This window comes from Geobacillus sp. C56-T2, from assembly GCF_007829715.1.
GTDB classification, from domain to species: Bacteria; Bacillota; Bacilli; order Bacillales; family Anoxybacillaceae; genus Geobacillus; species Geobacillus icigianus.
This window is the reverse complement of the sequence record NZ_VJWB01000001.1, coordinates 591,623-609,126: the sequence shown is the minus strand read 5'-3', so window position 1 is coordinate 609,126 and position 17,504 is coordinate 591,623. Positions and strand designations below refer to the sequence as shown.

Here is a 17,504-nt window from a genome sequence, read left to right as displayed (position 1 = left end):
CTTTGTTCGTTTTGCCCACGTCAACGGCTTGCCGCCAGTCGCGCGGACGGCCAGCGTTCGAGCCGGTACGCCATGTCCCAAAATTCATACTCATATTCGCTGCTGATTAAGAAATGCTGCTCCATCCGGGAGCGCTCCTCCTCGGTGACCGCCTCAGCGATGGCATCCAAGCGCGCGATCTGTTCTTCGACAAGCGAACGGAACCAGTCGGAACTGTATGTGCCAATCCATTTTTCGTAAATCGGATCGTTCGGCTGGCACGTTTTTAAGCGTTCACCGATTTCATAGTACAGCCAATAGCAAGGCAAAATGGCGGCGATGACATCGCCTAAGTGCCCTTCGTACGCCGCCCGGTACATATGGGAAGTATACGCGTACGCCGTCGGCGCGGGAACGAATGCCGCCCGCTCCGCTTCCGTAATGTTAAGCAGCTCAGCGAACGTTTCATGCAGTGACAACTCCGCCTCGCAGGTGCTCTGCGCGTGATGGGCGAGCCGGGCGGTCGCGGCCAGATCCGGCGCCTTGGCGGCTCCGAGCGCCTGCACACGGGCAAAATGGCGCAAGTAATACGCATCTTGCATCACATAATAACGGAATTTTTCACGCTCAAGCGTTCCTTGGCCGAGCTCCTGAACGAACGGATGGCGAAAGCTCGCCTGCCAAATCGGGTCGGCCGCTGCGCGCACTCGCTTGGCAAAAGACATGGTTTCTCCCCCTTTTTCATCGAAATAAAAACGCCGCTTCCTTTACGGATTGGCGTAAAGAAAGCGGCGTGGGCTCACCGTTTGGCTAGGCAAAAAGGACATAGCCCGCCTTCGTGCAACTCCTCCACTTCCCTACGCTGGCATTACCCAGATCAGGTGCTAAGGGTCTCAAAGGCACACTTTGATCTCAGCCTTTCTAAAGGCCCCCCTAGTGGATCGCAATGATGCTATTTCCTTGTTTACATTTATCATATCACGGCCGTTCCCGTTGTCAACCGTTTTTTCCGGCCAACGTTGCGTCGGCCACCGCCATTCGCTATGATAAAAGCGCAACGATTGACTACCGGATAGGAGTGAACAGAGTGGCAAACGTCATTTTGAAACGGCAGCGAAAAAAACGGCTTGAACAAGGCCATCCATGGATTTTCCAAAGCGAAGTCGACCGCATTGAAGGCGACATCACGCCAGGCGACTTCGTGGACGTTTATAACCATCAAGGCTATTGGCTGGCGAAAGGGTACATCAACCCCGCCTCGCAAATCATCGTCCGTGTGCTGACGCAAAACCCCGATGACGAATTGGATGAGCGCTTTTTTGTTGAGCGCATTCGCCAAGCGTGGGCGTATCGTGAGCGGATGATCCCCGGCGTTCGCTCCTGCCGCGCCATCTACGGCGAAGCCGATTTTCTGCCGGGGCTGATCGTCGACAAATACGAAGAAATCCTTGTCGTGCAAATATTGACGCTTGGAATGGAGCGGCGCAAAGACTGGATTTTACGCGGCTTGCTGGAAGTGTTTTCCCCCAAAGCCGTCTATTTGCGCAACGATGTGTCCGTTCGCGAGCTTGAAGGGCTCAAACAAGAAAAAGGCTTTTGGTATCAACAAGCGGAAACCGAGGTCGTGATCGAAGAAAACGGCGTTCAATACATCGTTGATATTGAAAACGGCCAAAAAACCGGCTTTTTCTTCGATCAGCGACAAAACCGCGCCGCGCTCCGCCCGCTGATCGGCCCGGAGACGACCGTGCTCGATTGCTTCACCCATACCGGGTCGTTCATGTTGAACGCCTGCCTGTACGGCGCGAAACATGCCACCGCTGTCGATATTTCCGAACACGCCATCGAGACGGCGAAACGCAATGCGGCCTTAAACGGCTTTACAAACATCGACTTTGTCGTCGCCAACGCCTTCGACTATTTGCGCGAATCCGTGCGCGCCGGCCGACAGTGGGATGTCGTCATCATCGACCCGCCCGCGTTCGCCAAATCGGCCTATGCCGTTCCAAAGGCGCTGCGCGGCTATAAGGATATTAATTTAAACGGGCTCAAACTCGTCAAAGACGGCGGCTTTTTTGTCACTTCGAGCTGCTCATACCACGTCCGCCCGCATATGTTTCAAGAGATGATCGCCGCTGCGGCGTTTGACGCCAAAAAAGTGCTCCGCCAAGTCTATTGGGGCGGCGCCGGCTACGATCATCCAAAACTGCTCGCCGCTGAAGAAGGAGATTATTTAAAATTCGCTATTTACGAAGTCCGCTCCCGGCGATAACGATATCAGTGTCATTTTATTTTCCGCAGCATCGTTCGCTCTTCTTGTCACCGTGCCTGCTTGTCAGGTGATCAAGACGGGACATGGAGAGCGGAACTTCTTTATTACGAACAATAACCATGGCCTTCTCCGAAACGAGCTTCCTCCTCATGGCCCAGCCCACAGGCTGAGCACAGGGGTTTAGGGGAAACGAGGCAGCACCTAGAAGGCTGGTGAAAAACCGCTGATTCCCTTCATCAATGGAAGAATGATTGAAAAGCAGGCCCGATACAACAAGGTTTTTCTAAATTGAGAAATGACATTGTAAAGCCGTATACGCCATTAAATCACCAGCCTCCTAGAAGACTGGTGATTTAGTGCAAAATACTACTGATTCCATCCGTTTCTCAATTAGAGAAGCCTTGCAAAATCAAGTTTCTTTTCTGAATGAAAATGCCGCCGATTCGTGTGTGACAGCGATTTTTCACCGGCCTTCTAGAAGGCCGGTGATTTAAGGGGGCAAGCCCGCTGATCAAACCCGTTTCTCAAATGGATCAGCCTTGTCGCATCAGGAGCGCCTTTCATGCTCAAGAGAAACAACCGTTTTTCACCAGCCTCCTAGAAGCCGTTGTTCCCCTCGGCGCCCCTTCCCTACGCCTTGTTTCCTTGGCGCGGCGGAAACGGCTGCTCTTTGCGCAGCACGGCCAAATAAACGAACATCGAAACGAGCACGGAACAAGCCGCTGATAAGTAAATGGCCGGATACCCAAACCAATGGCTGATCTGGCCGAACACCATCGCCCCAATGCCAACTCCTAAATCAAAAAACGAGAAAAACGTCGCGTTCGCCATCCCTTTCCGATGAACAGGCGCCCGCTCCACCGACCACGCCTGCAGCCCCGGCTGCACCATGCCAAACCCAAAACCGTACAGCACCGCCGCAGCCAATAACGCCCATTCCCCCGGCAGCCAAGCGAGCAACAGCATCGCCAACAAAATGAGCCCGGCACCGGGGAGAAAGACAGCCCGATGCCCTTTCCGGTCATACCACTGACCGGCGAACGTCCGCGTCACCATTAAAGCGAGCGCGTAAAGCAAAAAATATAGCTGCAAGCCGCCGATGTTTTTTTGCGCCGTATACAAAGGCAAAAAGGAAGCGATGCCGCCAAAGGTCACCGTTAAAAAGAAAAGCAGCACAGATGGAATCAAAGCCGTCTTTTCGTAAAGATCCCATTTGCTTTCCTTTTGGCCATGCTTGGCCTCCGCTTTTTTATATGTAATCGCCGCGGCAAACGCCAAAGAAGCCACACCAAGCGCCGCACAAATCAGAAATAAGCGGTTGAACGGAATAGAGGCCGCCAACGCAAGTCCAAGCGACGGGCCAAAGGCGAGGGCGATATTTCCCGACAGCCCGTAATACCCCATCCCTTCCCCGCGGCGGCTCGCCGGAATGATATCGGTCGCTACCGTGCCGGATGCCGTTGTCGAAAACCCCCAGCCAATTCCTTGGATCACCCGCATGAAAAAGAGAAAGAAAATACTCGAGATCAGACTGTAGGATCCGACAGAAATGACAAAAATGAGCAATCCGAGCAAAAACACAAACCGCCGCCCTTTCGTCTCCAGCGCATGGCCAGCGAAAGGCCGAACGACGAGCGCCGAAAAAGTAAAAATCCCAACAACGAGGCCAATGAGCTGATCATTGCCACCTAAATGCTCGACAAAAAGCGGGATGGTCGGCAGCGTCATTTGAAATCCGAGGAAAACAAAAAAGTTGGCGAGGCAAATGAACAGGAAATTGCGCGTCCAAATTTTCTCTTTCTGCTCCGTCACCACCGGTTGTTGTTGCGCACCCATATCTCTCCCCTTCCTATCTTTCGTGTCCCTCAATATTTGTCAGTATAACATACTGTATGCGTTTGTGTAAGGGAAATGATCGGTTCCCTTCTGTTTTCGAAAAAGGCGGAGAAAAACCGCGCTTCCCCTGATCGCCATCGGGAAACGTGTGAAAAATGAAGCCGATGCCATAAGGGATTTCCGCTTGAAAAACGATGCAGGGAACGTGTATGCGCTCGGAGATCACAGCCTTCTAAAAAGGCGGAAAAAAGCTTCCCTGCTTGATCAAGGAGGAACATAGGAAAAGAAGAACCGATGTGACTAAACTTTTCAATTGGCGAAACGATATTGCCAAGCGCCCCATTCCTTGACATCCCCGTTCTCCGAAAAAAAAACAAAAAGGATCTGTGGAAAAACAGATCCTAAACAAAGGCTAAACGGATAAAGGCCGCTCCATCCTAGGACAAAAGGTGTGTAAAAACAGAGCCTAAACAACGGCTAAACCGTTGATCCGAACCCATTACGTTTCCTTGCTTGCCATTGCAGGTGCCGGCCACAAACGCCTCGCAACGCTTTGAATCCAACGAACCAAAATGAGGCCTCCGTTCCTTCGACCGCAGCGGCGTTTTACCATCCTTTCCGTTGGCGCAACGCCAAAATTTGCGCCGTATGATGCTTCCCATGCCATGCATACAACGCCGTCAATACGTAAAGCGGCATCTCCTTCGCCGCTCCTTCCGGCCGAACGGTGCGGTGAAAATCGGCTTCGGTCATCGCTTCCAGCAGCGCTGCCCACCGAGCGTGAAGACCGTCAAGCAATACGAGCGAAGGTTCGATAGCCAGCGAGCGCGCCTCCGCCGTTTTGGCCCATTCACTTTCGGCAAATGGTTTTACCAGCGGGTGTTCCTCCGTCAGCCCCCATTTCGTGCGCAAAAACGCGTTCATGCTCGCGTCGGCCAAATGGTGAACGACTTGGGCGATCGTCCACCCGCCGTCGCGGTAGGGAGTGTTCAACTGCTCTTCATTCAATCCGCTCACCGCCTCCCGCAAAGCGCCGGGGTGTTCACGGATCGCTTTGATCCACTCCTCTACCTCTTGGCCGCAAAACGCCGCCGGCGGTTGAAACGTTCCGATAGGATAACGGATCGGGTCGATGGTCGTCATCTTGCTCCTCTCCTTTCTATAGAAGGCCGGTGATTTAAGGAAACAGGCCGCTTAACAGCCTCGTTTCTCAAATAGAAAAGCCCTGTCGCATCCGGATCGCCTTTCACACGCTCCCCCATGTTCAAGAGAAACAACCGTTTTTCACCAGCCCTCTAGACATCCATTCGACGCCGACCGAACCAATTCCTTCTCATTCTTTCCAGAGATAAACCCGCGCTTCATACGGCTTCATCATAAAACGAGTGGCGTTTTTATGCGGCCGAACCGGATAATTGCTCAGCGCCAAATGGTCCGATTGGAGGCGAATCGGGTCATAACGATACAGAGCCGGCCGCTCCGACAAGTTGACAATGACAAGCGCTCGCTCGCTCCCAAGCGTCCTTGTATATGCATAAATCGAACGGTGATGTTCCAGCAGCAAATCGTACGTTCCGTAAACAAGCAGTTCATGTTGTTTACGAAGCTCGATCATTCGCCGGTAAAACGACCAGACCGAATGGGGGTCGCGCCGTTCGGCTTCGACATTGATCGTCCGATAATTATCGTTCACCTGAATCCACGGGGTGCCCGTGGTGAATCCAGCGTTCGGCTCGGCAGACCATTGCATCGGTGTGCGTGAATTGTCGCGACCTGTTTTCCAAATCGTGCGCATGATCTCGTCATGCGCGCGCCCCTTGGCCCGCTCCAGTTCATACATCCGCAAGATCGCGACATCACGATAATCGTGAATATGAGGAAACTGAACATTGGTCATGCCAATTTCTTGGCCTTGATAAATGAACGGCGTTCCTTGCATGAAAAAGTACAGCGCGCCGAGCGCCTTCGCGCTTTCCGCCCAATACTCGCGGTCATTCCCCCATGTCGACACGGAGCGGGGCACATCGTGATTTTCCAAAAAGAGCGCATTCCAGCCCCGGTTTTCCAGCCCTTTTTGCCACTTCGTCAATGTTCGCTTCAACCGCCGAACATCGATCGATCCATCAGCTTGGCGTTGCCATAACCCTAAATGTTCAAACTGAAAAATCATATTGAACACACCATGCTCTTCTCCGACCCATTGTTCGGCTTCCTCGACCGTCACGCCGTTCGCCTCCCCGACGGTCATTACATCGTAACGTGCAAACGTTTGCCCCTTGAGCTCTCGCAAATAGTCCATAATCCCCGGCTGATTCATATGGCCGGCAAACGACGGCACGTATTTCAGCCCTTTCGGATTCGGCAAATCGGGAAGCCCTGGTTTTTTCTTAATATGGGAAATGGCATCGACGCGGAAGCCATCGATCCCTTTCTCCAACCACCAGTTGACCATGTCATACAGCGCCCGGCGCACCTCATCGTTTTCCCAATTCAAATCCGGCTGCTTGACATCGAAAATGTGCAAATAATACTGTCCCGTTTGTTCATCGTATTGCCATGCCGAGCCGCCGAAGATGCTCTCCCAATTGTTCGGCTCGCGCCCGTCTTTGCCGTCGCGCCAAATATACCAATCGCGCTTCGGGCTGTTCAGCGATGAGCGCGATTCGATGAACCACGGGTGCTCATCGCTCGTATGGTTGATGACCAAATCCAAAATGATTTTCAACCCGCGCCGATGGGCTTCGGCGAGCAGCTCATCAAAGTCGGCCATCGTTCCGAATTCATCCATAATCGCTTGATAATCGCTAATATCATATCCATTATCGGCATTGGGCGAGCGGTAAATCGGGCAAATCCAAATAATGTCGACCCCAAGCTCGACAAGATAATCGAGCTTCTCAATGATGCCGCGAAGATCGCCAATGCCGTCGCCGTTGGAATCCATAAAACTGCGCGGATAAATTTGATAGGCGACGCCCTCTTTCCACCACGTTTTCTTCAAGGCTGCTCCTCCTTTGTGCACACGTTTTCACTATTAACTGTACAACACATCTCCGTCGTGCACAACTCTCTTTTCCAAAAAAACAGCCGCTTGGCCGAGAGCAGACCGACTCCCGCCAAGCGGACGACGTTTTCCCATTTCATCGCCGAGCAGCCAAGCGTTCTTCATAAAGCAAAGCCCGCCAAGGACGTTCTCACGCCCGAGGACCGCCCATAACGACTCCATATGAGCGATGCCATTTAGCAGCGGCAACACCATCGTCGCCTCTCCGACATACGGTTTGGCATCAGCGATCGCGCCGGTCAAATGATAGGCTTTGCTTGCAAACACGACAACGTCAAACGGTCCATCGTGTCCTCCCCCGCAACGATCAGTTTGGGCCTCAACACGGCGTCACCGTGCACGCTACGGATGACGAGCCCCCGTTCTTCCAACTCTCGTTTTCTCCTCTCGCGAACAAGAAAGGCAACATCCACCCCTTTTTCCAGCAGCCGTCCGCCGAAATAGCCGCCGACAGCCCCCGCTCCAATAACGAGAACGCGCATCGTATCCCTCACTCCTTCCTTACCTAAAAGACTGGTGATTTAACAGGAAATTCGGTTGAACAGAGGGATTTCTGAATTTGAGAAACCTTATATGAAATCGGTCTTTGTCTGAATGAAAAACAGGCATGCTCAAGGAAATCATTGTTTTTCACCGGACCTCTAAGCCATCTCGTATCCTGCCGTACGGCCATGGAAACGCCATGACCGTGGGCAAGAAGAAAAAAGGAAGAAGAGGACGTGCCTCTTCTTCCTTCGAGGCCGCTAGCAGCAGCGCGACACTTTGCCGCCTTTGGCATTGTAGCGCGCCTCTTGCGCCTCGCAGAAAAACTCTTTCCGCGACTTGATCGGCTCGCCAGGATGATGGGTTTTCATATGTTCGACATATTTTTCATAGCTCGGCACGCCGACAAGCAAATCTAGAAACTGGCGGCGATAAGCCAAAACGTTTTTCAGCCATTTAGGCATAGTGCTTCGCTCCCTCTCCGTCGCGCGGCACGTACGGCGCTTCTTTGAGCGGCACGTGTTTGTTTTGCAGCACCTTGATCCAAATATTGAGCGCGGAAATCAGCATAGCAATGACAACGAGCATGAAAATCGCGCACAATGTCGCATCAATGTAGTCGTTCATAATAATTTGCCGCATTTGCGCCTCATTCGTTGCCGGCGCTAAAATTTTGCCTTGGCTCAAGCTGTCTTGGAACAGTTTCGCATGCGACAAGAAACCAATTTTGACATTTTCATGGAACAGTTTTTGATACCCGGCCGTCAGCGTGACGACAAGCAACCACGTCGTTGGCACGAGCGTCACCCAGACATACGCTTTTTTCCCCATTTTAAACAGCACCGTCGTAGCAAACAGCAAAGCGATGCCGGCCAACATTTGGTTGGCGATGCCAAACAGCGGCCAGAGCGTGTTGATGCCGCCGAGTGGGTCGATGACGCCTTGATACAAAAAGTAGCCCCACGCCAGTACGCAAAGGGTCGTGGCGATCAAGTTCGAGACGAGCGAATCCGTTTTGCCGAGCGGTTTGTAGAACGTCCCCATAATATCTTGGATCATAAAACGACCGACGCGCGTGCCAGCGTCAATAGTCGTCAAGATGAACAGCGCTTCGAACAAGATGGCAAAGTGGTACCAGAACGCCATGAGCGCCTTGCCGCCGATGGCGCTTGATAAAATGACCGCCATCCCGATCGCCAACGTCGGCGCCCCGCCCGTACGCGATAACACCGTTTGCTCGCCGACGTCTTTCGCCAGCTCCGTCAGCATATCGGGGGTGATCGTAAATCCCCACGATGACACGACTTTTGCTGCTTGGACAACATCCGTGCCGATGACAGCCGCCGGGCTGTTGATGGCAAAATAGGCTCCCGGCGTCAAGACGCAAGCCGCCACCATCGCCATCACCGCGACGAACGACTCCATCAGCATCGCGCCGTAGCCGATCGGGCGCGCATGGCTTTCACGCTCAATCATCTTCGGCGTTGTGCCGGATGACACGAGCGCGTGGAATCCAGACACCGCGCCGCAAGCGATCGTAATGAACAAGAACGGGAACAGATTGCCGGCAAACACCGGACCAGTGCCATCGATAAATTTCGTCACCGCCGGCATTTGCAAGTCAGGCGTGACAACGAAAATGCCAAGCGCAAGGCCAACGATCGTGCCAATTTTCAAAAACGTGCTCAAATAATCGCGCGGCGCCAACAAGAGCCACACCGGCAAAGCCGAAGCGACAAAGCCATAAATGATCATTAAGATGGCGATCGTTTCCCCTTTTAGCGTAAACATCGCCGAGAGCGTCGGGTGCTCCGCGACATATTGCCCGACCACGATCGACAAAATCAACAGCACAAATCCTCCAAGCGACGCTTCAGCAACGCGCCCTGGACGGATGAAGCGCATATAAATGCCCATCAAAATCGCAATCGGGATCGTCGCGGCGATCGTAAACATCCCCCACGGGCTTCCGACAAGCGCTTTCACAACGACGAGCGCCAACACCGCCAATAAAATAATCATAATGCCCAAAATACCGAGCGCTGCGATAAAGCCCGTCACCGGCCCCATTTCCTCTTTAATCATCTCGCCAAGCGACTTCCCGTTGCGGCGCATCGAAGCAAACAAAATCACAAAGTCTTGCACCGCTCCGCCGAGCACAACGCCGATCACAATCCAAAGCGTCCCCGGCAAATACCCCATCTGCGCGGCCAAAATCGGCCCGACAAGCGGTCCAGCGCCAGCGATGGCGGCGAAGTGATGCCCGAACAACACCCATTTGTTTGTCGGAACATAGTCTTTTCCGTCATTGAACACTTCCGCCGGCGTTTTCCGGTTATCATCAAGACCAAATACGTTGCGGGCGATAAACCGGCTGTAGAAGCGATAGGCGACCGCATACGTGCAGACGGCAGCGACGATCAACCACATGGCGTTGACCGACTCGCCGCGGCTTAAAGCCAAAATGGCGAACCCTGCGGCTCCTAGAACCGAGATCAGGCCCCATAACAAGATCGATTTTAGCCCCTTCACACGCTTTCCTCCTTTAGCGATAATCCAGATTCTTTCGATTACAATTATATTAATTATATTGCGAAAAATCAAAAGAAGTTTTTTTCTTATACATATGGCGTGTTTGGTTTTATAGTAAAACTTATCCATTTAGCTATTGCAAAAAAGCATAAAATCGAAGAGGAAAGCGAAAAATGTAATTGCGCGCCGCTGGGCTGAATCTTATGCTCCCACTCACTTCTTTTTGCTCTTGCTTCATCGCGCAACAACCAGAGCAGCGGTCACAAAACATTATTTTAGCAAAGGGTCGAGAAAGTGAAAGCCATCGAAGCATTGTTATGGAGCATCGCCTTGCCCGGTTTCGGGCAGCTGTTAAACAAAAAGTATGTCAAAGGAATCGCCTTGATTTTTTTAGAGCTGCTCATTAACACGCAATCGCGGTTTAACGAAGCCATTCGCCTCAGCTTTTTAGGGCGCACCGATGAAGCGGCGGCCATGGTGGATATCGGCTGGCTCATGTTTTATCCTTGTTTGTACTTTTTTGCCATATGGGACGCGTTTAAGGATGCCGGCGGCGGCCAAACACCGTATTCGTTTTTGCCGTTTGTTTTCTCCGCTTACTCTGTGACGGTCGGTTTAATGTATTCATTCGATGTCAAAGTTGCGGGCGTCTTTTTTGGGCCGATTTGGCTGCCCATTTTATCGGTCATTCCTGGATGGGCCGTTGGACGATTGCTGCAAGTCGTTCTGCTGAAATGGAGGCGGCCGTCTGCTCCATAACCACCCATCAAAAAAAGCCGCCAATCATTCGTTGGCGGCTTTCGGCTGCGGTTCTTTGGCGGCTTTCCTTTTTTTCAGCGTTCCAACCGTGATGACAGCGGCCACAACAAGCAGTTCAAATCCGTATTTGATCACAGGGTTGGCAAAGTACTCTTTCAAAAACGGCTCGCCGACGATCATTTTTGATGCTGTCCAAGCGAGAACGCCAGCGCCGATCGTGATAATGATCGGGAAGCGTTCAATCCATTTTAAAATGAGCGTGCTGCCCCATACCATGATCGGAACAGAAATGAGCAGCCCAAGGACAACAAGGAGAAAACTTCCATGCGCGGCACCGGCGACCGCCAACACGTTGTCAAGCCCCATCAACGCATCGGCAATAATAATCGTGCGCATCGCTTCCCATAAACTTCCCCCGGCCTCAATATCATCGTGCCCCTTTTCCTCAACGAGTAGCTTGTAAGCGATCCAGACAAGCAAGAGACCGCCAACAAGCAAGAGACCTGGAATTTTAAGAAGCCATACAACGAAAATCGTTGCCAACGCCCGAACAGCAACAGCGCCAACCGTTCCCCAAATGATGGCCTTTTTTTGCTGATGCTTTGGCAAGTTGCGGGCCGCGAGCCCGATGACAATCGCATTATCCCCCGCCAAGACAAGGTCAATAATGATAATGGAAAGCAACGCTGTCCAAAACTCTGGAGAAAAGAAATCCACACCATCATCCCCCTTTATAGGTTATATTTTTCTTTTAATGAAACTGGAGCCATCTTAACGACTTGCTGCAAAATAAACATGAAAACGGCCAAATCATCGATAAAACCAAATAACGCCAGAAAATCAGGAATAAGATCAAACGGCAGCGCCATATACAGCAGCAATAACCCAACCGCGAATGCTTTTTTTCGCATCGGCACATCGCCGGAGACGAAAAATTCAAGCAAAAACGGAAGAAAGCGTCGGACGTTTACGATGAAGCGAAGTCGTTTCCACCACTTGCGCACGTCATCTCCCTCCGTTCATCATCGTTTATCCCATTAAGAATCGAGCCCATCTTCCTTTACGATTAGCTTCCCCCTTCCGTTTCATAAAAATAAGAAAAGACCTTTGCCATACTTGGTAAAGGTCTTTAAGCAAACAATGACCTTTACCGCAGCAGGTAAAGGTCTCGCTAACAACGTCACCGTTGCCAACAAAGCCGAGGGCGAGAACTGCGCCCTGAACTGACGACTTTGCTGTTAAAGCTACTCCCCTTTAACAAAACGATATCGCTTTGTTCAACTTTATCATATTCAATATTGATACGACCTGTCAATCCATTTGTGCCGAAACATCACACAAAAAGGCGATGTTTCCACACCGACCAAGCGCCAACATGGCGATGTGCGTTTGCTGCCCCCGTTTTTCGCGCTACGGCCCAGCGGTGAATTTCAGCCCTATAATCCCGATGAGAATCAATAATAAAAAGAGGATCCTCGGCGCGTTGACGGGTTCGTTTAAAAACATCATGCCAATGACGACCGCCCCAAGCGCCCCGATTCCTGTCCATACCGCGTAGGCGGTGCCGATCGGCAATGTTTTAGTGGCCATCGATAAAAAGTAAAAACTGGCGGCCATCCCCAAAACGGTGACGACAGAAGGCCAAAGGCGAGTGAATCCCTCCGTATATTTCAGCGCAATGGCCCAGACAACTTCAAATACGCCGGCGACAACTAAGTATATCCACGCCATGTTTCATTCCTCCTTTCAAAAAAGAAAAAAGCCGTGAGAAATATCAAAATGATACTCCTCCCGGGCTTTTGTCCCTCCGTGTACGCGAGAATGTCGCGCGTTTTCTCTCGGTCGCAGGCCAGCCGCAAAGCAGCCGCGGAACCCTAGAAAACCTGTTTCTTCGTTTTTCCGCCTGTTATTGTACCATGTTTGCGGCCAACCGGCCACTGATTTGACCATCGTGCCGCCCGCACAGCAAGAAAGCAGACGGGACATGCCCACCTGCCTTATACCGGATCGTTATCCACATCGCTGTACGACTCAATCGCTTGGTCGAGCGCCCGATAGGCCTCAGCGAAGGCGTTTGTCGCCGATTCATCTCCCGCCTCGGCCAGCTCCATTCGCGCATTGCGCGCGTGAGTCACCGCGCGGATGACGTCTTCGATCATTTGCCGCTTGTCCCCGGCGCTCGCTTTTACTTGTTCAAGCTCATGAATCGCCCCATCAAGACTCGCCGAGTGCGGTTCGTGAAACGATTGTTCCAGCTGCTCTTTTACACGCTGCAATACTTCTTTCATGATCGCCCATCCTTTCTTGATGTCTTGTCATCCGCTAGTGTGGGCGATCGGCGGCAAACTATGCATGAACGAAAAAATGGTATTTACTCGTTTACGTGCCCATCTTTCAAACCAGCCCAAAACGCGGCGATGATCGACAGAGCGACGATGATCATCGGCGCATACATGATCAAAAATGTTTGCATCATCCTTTCCCTCCTTCCCATTTTCCTTTCACGTACGACTTGTTAAACAAGAAAAGGCGCATAAGCAAATAAAGTGACGGAATTAATAACAGGAGGCCGGCAATAAACGCAACGATCAACGCCATAGCCATCGTCTCATTCGTAAACCCGTCATAAATGGTCAAATACGGGTATAACAAATACGGATAATGTGAAATGCCATAGGCATAAAAGGCGAACGCATATTGAAACAAAAGCGCAATAAATGCCCAGCCGAACCGCCGTTGCCGCCAAAGCAGCCAAACGGTGGCGACAAAAAACAAAAAAGAGACAGCCAGCATCCATGCCACGTTCCATAGGTTGGCGTAATGCTCGGGATTATGGTAGCGGAGCTGATAAATAATGAGCAGCGCTGACAACATCGTCGGCCCGCTCCAAAGAAGAGCGTAGCGGCGCAACAGCGCCCGCGCCCGTTCATCCTTGGCCGCGTCCGCATAATACGTTAAGAAAACGGCAGAAATGTAAAGAACGCTCGTCACACTTAACAGCACAATGCTCCATGACAACGGGCTTGCAAACAGCTTCCCATAATCAAGCGCAACGCCTGAGGCGCCTGCCTCTACAAACCCGCCTTCGGAAATCGTCAACACAATGGACAGCGAGGCCGGAATAAACAACCCTGTCAATCCATAAGCGATTAAATACCAGTTCCGTTCCGTCCCCCCATACGTATGAAACGCGTAGTACGAGCCACGAATAGCTAACAAAATGATCGAGATGCTCGCCGGGACAAGCAAAATAGAACCATAATAATACGCCGTTTTCGGAAAAAAGCCGACCATGCCGACAAAGAAAAAGACAAGAAAGACGTTCGTCACTTCCCATACAGGGGAAAGATAGCGCTGAATGATGCGGTGCAAAATATGCTGTTTGTTTGCCCAATGGCTATAGGCGCTGAAAAACCCGGCCCCGAAATCAATCGAAGCAACGATAATGTATCCGAACAAAAACAGCCATAACACCGAGATGCCTATGACTTCGAGCGTCATGGCGCCACCTCCCCGTTATTGGCCCGCTCTGCCAGCTCCCGTTCAACCGGGTTGCGGCGGAACATACGGACGAGCACTGTTGCGCTTGCAATTACTAACACCATATACAAAAGGCAAAACAACACAAGCATCGTATCAACATGCGCAGACGATGTCGCTCCTTCCGCCGTTTTCATATAGCCGCGCAAAATCCACGGCTGCCGCCCGACTTCCGCTAAGTACCATCCCGCCTCAATCGCAACCATCGCCAGCGGCCCTCCCGCCACCAAGAGTCCAAAAAACCACTTTTTCGCCGTCCATTTCCAGCGGAAAATCGATCCGAGCCAATACGCGGCTGCGACCACCATTAAAAACACCCCGATCGTGACCATCACATTGAATAAGTAATGAATGTATAGCGGCGGACGCTCATCTTCTGGAATATCATTTAATCCAGTCACAACCGCAGCGGGATGGTTATGGGCTAAAATACTGAGGGCGTATGGAATTTCTAAAGCATATTTCACTTCCCCGTCTTCTCCGAGCGTGCCGAACAGAATCAACGGTGCATGGGAGCCCGTTTCAAAATGCCATTCGGCGGCCGCTAGCTTTTCTGGCTGGTATTCGGCTAAAAATTTACCCGATAAGTCACCAACTAATGCACTGGCTACTGAAAAAATAAACGCCGTTTTCATCGTTAAATGAAGTGCCTTGCGATGATAAATGTGACGATTGCCTTTCCATAAATGCCAAGCCGCGATCGAAGCAAGCACGAATGCTGACGTCATATACGCCGTCGCCAGCACATGGGCGACTTTCGTCGGCATCGCTGGGTTGAACATCGCCGCGATCGGATCGATGTTGACAAGCTCGCCGTTTTTCACCTCAAACCCTTGCGGTGTATTCATAAATGCATTCACCATCGTAATAAACATCGCTGATGCCGAAGAGCCGATCGCCACCGGGATAAGCAAAAGCAAATGTTTTTTCTGATTTTCAAACCGATCCCATGTATACAAATAAATACCGAGGAAAATCGCTTCAAAAAAGAAGGCGAACGTCTCCATGAACAGCGGCAAGCTGATCACCTGGCCAGCCAGCTGCATAAAGTTCGGCCATAAAAGCGACAGCTGCAAGCCGATCGCTGTCCCTGTCACCACGCCAACCGCTACGGTGATGACAAAACCGCGCGTCCAGCGGCGAGCGAGCAAAATATAATGCATATCACGTTTGCGAATCCCAACCCATTGGGCAATCGCGATCATCAGTGGAATCCCGACGCCGATCGTGGCATAAATGATATGGACCGTCAGCGTCAATCCCGTCAAAATACGGCTAAGCAGCACCGGATCGTAGCTATTCACGATTCATCCCCCCTTATGAAAACAAGCGGCCAATCAAGGAAAGCAAGACAACAGCCGCAACAGCAAAGCTAACGAACACAAGCGTTTTTTCGTGTCGTTCCCACATACGCATCCCCCGGAAAAATAATCAATGAATACTTTGTGACAAATTTCACAAATAATCTACTTCTTATTATTTCATAAAATCAGCGGTACTGTCCGACCTAATTTTGAATAATTTGTGTCGTTTTTCACATATTCATCGTGACAAACAAAAAAGCAGGATGTCCCTGCCTTTCATCATCACAAATATTTTCGATGCACCGTTTTCCCGTCATACGTAAACAATATCGGCTTTTCTTCAACGACCGTCTCCATATGAACCGGACGGCCCCACAACTGATAAATGTACGGGAGCACCTTTTCCAAATACTTCAGATCGAGTTCGATCCCTTCATACCAATGCTTCAAATACAACTCGCCGTTGCGCATATAATCGCCGTCATTGACCGTGATATACGGGAATCCGCCGTTGACTCGCATGCTGACGAGTTGATCGCGGATATGCTCCCAGTTTTTGTCGACGATTTTATATTCTTTTCCTTGTTTCTGGAACAAATACATATCTTCGCGCATGACGAGCTCTTTCGTCAAATAGTTGCGCAGAAACGAAATGTCCGACTCCAGTTCGCGCACTTCAAAAATTTTCGCCCGCCCCGATCCGGGCTTGACACCGTATTTTTTCATCTCCTCGGTCGGGTTGTTCCAACGCTCTTCAATGTCTTCGAAAATTTTCAACCCTAAATAGTACGGGTTAATGCCGGTGCGCGACGGCTGCACGACGTTGGCGTTCAGCTTCGCAAATTCAATCGCTTCATCGCTCGTCAAGTCCATCTCGCGCAAAATGCGCTGATGCCAATACGTCGCCCAGCCTTCGTTCATGATTTTCGTCTCGAGTTGGGGCCAAAAATAAAGCATTTCCTCACGCATCATCGTCAAAATATCGCGCTGCCAGTCCTCAAGCTCACGGCTGTATTCTTCAATGAACAACAGCACGTCTTTTTCCGGCTGCGGCGGAAATTTGCGCCGTTTTTTTCGCGGCGGCGCTTTTGGCTTGTTTCGTTCATCAAGCGACCAGAGATCGTCATACGGCGTTGGCGCTTTCGCCTCCTCTTCTTCTTCATACACTTCCGTATCTTCCCACGTCCATGACAGCTTCGGCCGCAGGAGCGAGGGATCAATATGCTCTTGAATCGCCAAGACGGCGTCTAAAAATTTCTCCACTTCCAGTTTTCCATATTGATGTTCATAGCGCTTAATTCGCTCCGCTGTCGCCGCCATGCTTTCCACCATATCGCGCTTTGTGTTGCTGAAGCGGACGTTGTTTTTGAAAAAGTCGCTGTGCGCCAACACATGGGCGACGATCAGTTTGTTTTGGATCAGCGTATTCGTATCAAGCAAAAACGCGTAGCAAGGGTCCGAGTTGATGACGAGTTCGTAAATTTTGCTTAACCCTAAGTCGTAATGCAGTTTCATTTTGTAAAACTGTTTGCCAAAGCTCCAATGGGAAAATCGCGTCGGCATCCCGTAGGCGCCAAACGTGTAAATAATGTCCGCCGGGCAAATTTCATAGCGCATCGGATAAAAATCAAGGCCAAATCCTTCGGCAATTTCCGTAATCTCCGCAATGGCCCGCTCCAGCTCTTTCAGCTCGTCCTGCCGCATCGAATCCCCCCTTTTCTTCTTACCACAATGT

The 17,504-nt window shown here is 51.2% G+C and carries 16 protein-coding genes, 1 pseudogene and 2 riboswitches; of the genes and pseudogenes, 2 read left to right on the top strand and 15 right to left on the bottom strand.

All coding sequences use genetic code 11. The annotated features are described in order from the left end of the window. Positions 1-20 precede the first annotated feature (20 nt). The gene (gene tenA / locus GC56T2_RS03105) at positions 21-704 is read right to left on the bottom strand and encodes a thiaminase II (RefSeq protein WP_144972971.1); all 684 of its coding nucleotides are present in this window, start codon (positions 702-704) and stop codon (positions 21-23) included. 112 nt (positions 705-816) lie between these two features. After that, positions 817-924: riboswitch (TPP riboswitch) on the bottom strand. Between the two features lie 142 nt (positions 925-1,066). Here tenA and GC56T2_RS03100 point away from each other — a divergent pair. After that, the gene (locus GC56T2_RS03100) at positions 1,067-2,251 is read left to right on the top strand and encodes a class I SAM-dependent rRNA methyltransferase (RefSeq protein ID WP_144972969.1); all 1,185 of its coding nucleotides are present in this window, start codon (positions 1,067-1,069) and stop codon (positions 2,249-2,251) included. Positions 2,252-2,881: 630 nt separating this feature from the next. On the opposite strand, the gene GC56T2_RS03095 is transcribed toward GC56T2_RS03100, so the two are convergent. The 6 genes and pseudogenes from GC56T2_RS03095 to GC56T2_RS03070 all read right to left on the bottom strand — a co-directional run bounded on the left by GC56T2_RS03095 (position 2,882) and on the right by GC56T2_RS03070 (position 10,166). Then, on the bottom strand, positions 2,882-4,087 hold the full coding sequence (locus GC56T2_RS03095; protein ID WP_144972967.1) for an MFS transporter: 1,206 nt from the start codon (positions 4,085-4,087) through the stop codon (positions 2,882-2,884). Between the two features lie 606 nt (positions 4,088-4,693). Further along, entirely contained in the window at positions 4,694-5,230 is a 537-nt protein-coding gene (locus tag GC56T2_RS03090) for a YfiT family bacillithiol transferase (protein ID WP_033018674.1), read from the bottom strand. A gap of 190 nt (positions 5,231-5,420) precedes the next feature. Further along, positions 5,421-7,088, bottom strand: coding sequence for a glycoside hydrolase family 13 protein (locus tag GC56T2_RS03085; RefSeq protein ID WP_144972965.1), 1,668 nt, complete (start codon positions 7,086-7,088; stop codon positions 5,421-5,423). Positions 7,089-7,250: 162 nt separating this feature from the next. Continuing rightward, positions 7,251-7,633 (bottom strand): annotated as a pseudogene (locus GC56T2_RS03080) (2-dehydropantoate 2-reductase N-terminal domain-containing protein); the annotation flags it as partial. 261 nt (positions 7,634-7,894) lie between these two features. Next, complete coding sequence (locus tag GC56T2_RS03075; RefSeq protein ID WP_033018677.1) at positions 7,895-8,098, bottom strand: YbdD/YjiX family protein; 204 nt, start codon at positions 8,096-8,098, stop codon at positions 7,895-7,897. Continuing rightward, positions 8,091-10,166: a carbon starvation CstA family protein gene (locus GC56T2_RS03070; protein WP_144972963.1), complete on the bottom strand. Its 2,076-nt coding sequence runs from the start codon at positions 10,164-10,166 to the stop codon at positions 8,091-8,093. Before GC56T2_RS03070 ends, GC56T2_RS03075 begins: the two co-directional genes overlap by 8 nt. 294 nt (positions 10,167-10,460) lie before the next feature. Here GC56T2_RS03070 and GC56T2_RS03065 point away from each other — a divergent pair, with 294 nt between their 5' ends. Then, positions 10,461-10,925, top strand: a complete 465-nt coding sequence (locus GC56T2_RS03065; RefSeq protein ID WP_144972961.1) for a hypothetical protein — start codon at positions 10,461-10,463, stop codon at positions 10,923-10,925. 24 nt (positions 10,926-10,949) lie between these two features. Here the strand turns inward: GC56T2_RS03065 and GC56T2_RS03060 are convergent, their stop codons facing one another. The 8 genes from GC56T2_RS03060 to GC56T2_RS03030 form a co-directional block, all read right to left on the bottom strand. Next, on the bottom strand, positions 10,950-11,642 hold the full coding sequence (locus GC56T2_RS03060; RefSeq protein ID WP_144972959.1) for a TerC family protein: 693 nt from the start codon (positions 11,640-11,642) through the stop codon (positions 10,950-10,952). Positions 11,643-11,656: 14 nt separating this feature from the next. Then, on the bottom strand, positions 11,657-11,929 hold the full coding sequence (locus GC56T2_RS03055; protein ID WP_144972956.1) for a YkvA family protein: 273 nt from the start codon (positions 11,927-11,929) through the stop codon (positions 11,657-11,659). A 406-nt stretch (positions 11,930-12,335) separates the two neighbouring features. Continuing rightward, complete coding sequence (sugE, locus tag GC56T2_RS03050) at positions 12,336-12,656, bottom strand: quaternary ammonium compound efflux SMR transporter SugE (protein WP_144972954.1); 321 nt, start codon at positions 12,654-12,656, stop codon at positions 12,336-12,338. 55 nt (positions 12,657-12,711) lie between these two features. Then, positions 12,712-12,814: riboswitch (guanidine-I (ykkC/yxkD leader) on the bottom strand. 108 nt (positions 12,815-12,922) lie between these two features. Continuing rightward, positions 12,923-13,213: a hypothetical protein gene (locus tag GC56T2_RS03045; RefSeq protein WP_144972952.1), complete on the bottom strand. Its 291-nt coding sequence runs from the start codon at positions 13,211-13,213 to the stop codon at positions 12,923-12,925. An 83-nt stretch (positions 13,214-13,296) separates the two neighbouring features. Further along, complete coding sequence (gene cydS / locus GC56T2_RS18430) at positions 13,297-13,398, bottom strand: cytochrome bd oxidase small subunit CydS family protein (protein ID WP_483299724.1); 102 nt, start codon at positions 13,396-13,398, stop codon at positions 13,297-13,299. Beyond that, entirely contained in the window at positions 13,398-14,426 is a 1,029-nt protein-coding gene (locus GC56T2_RS03040; protein ID WP_144972950.1) for a cytochrome d ubiquinol oxidase subunit II, read from the bottom strand. The genes cydS and GC56T2_RS03040 overlap by 1 nt, the downstream gene beginning before the upstream one ends. Next, the gene (locus GC56T2_RS03035) at positions 14,423-15,769 is read right to left on the bottom strand and encodes a cytochrome ubiquinol oxidase subunit I (protein WP_144972948.1); all 1,347 of its coding nucleotides are present in this window, start codon (positions 15,767-15,769) and stop codon (positions 14,423-14,425) included. The genes GC56T2_RS03040 and GC56T2_RS03035 overlap by 4 nt, the downstream gene beginning before the upstream one ends. Before the next feature lie 282 nt (positions 15,770-16,051). Then, positions 16,052-17,473: a SpoVR family protein gene (locus GC56T2_RS03030; protein ID WP_144972946.1), complete on the bottom strand. Its 1,422-nt coding sequence runs from the start codon at positions 17,471-17,473 to the stop codon at positions 16,052-16,054. Positions 17,474-17,504: the final 31 nt, after the last annotated feature.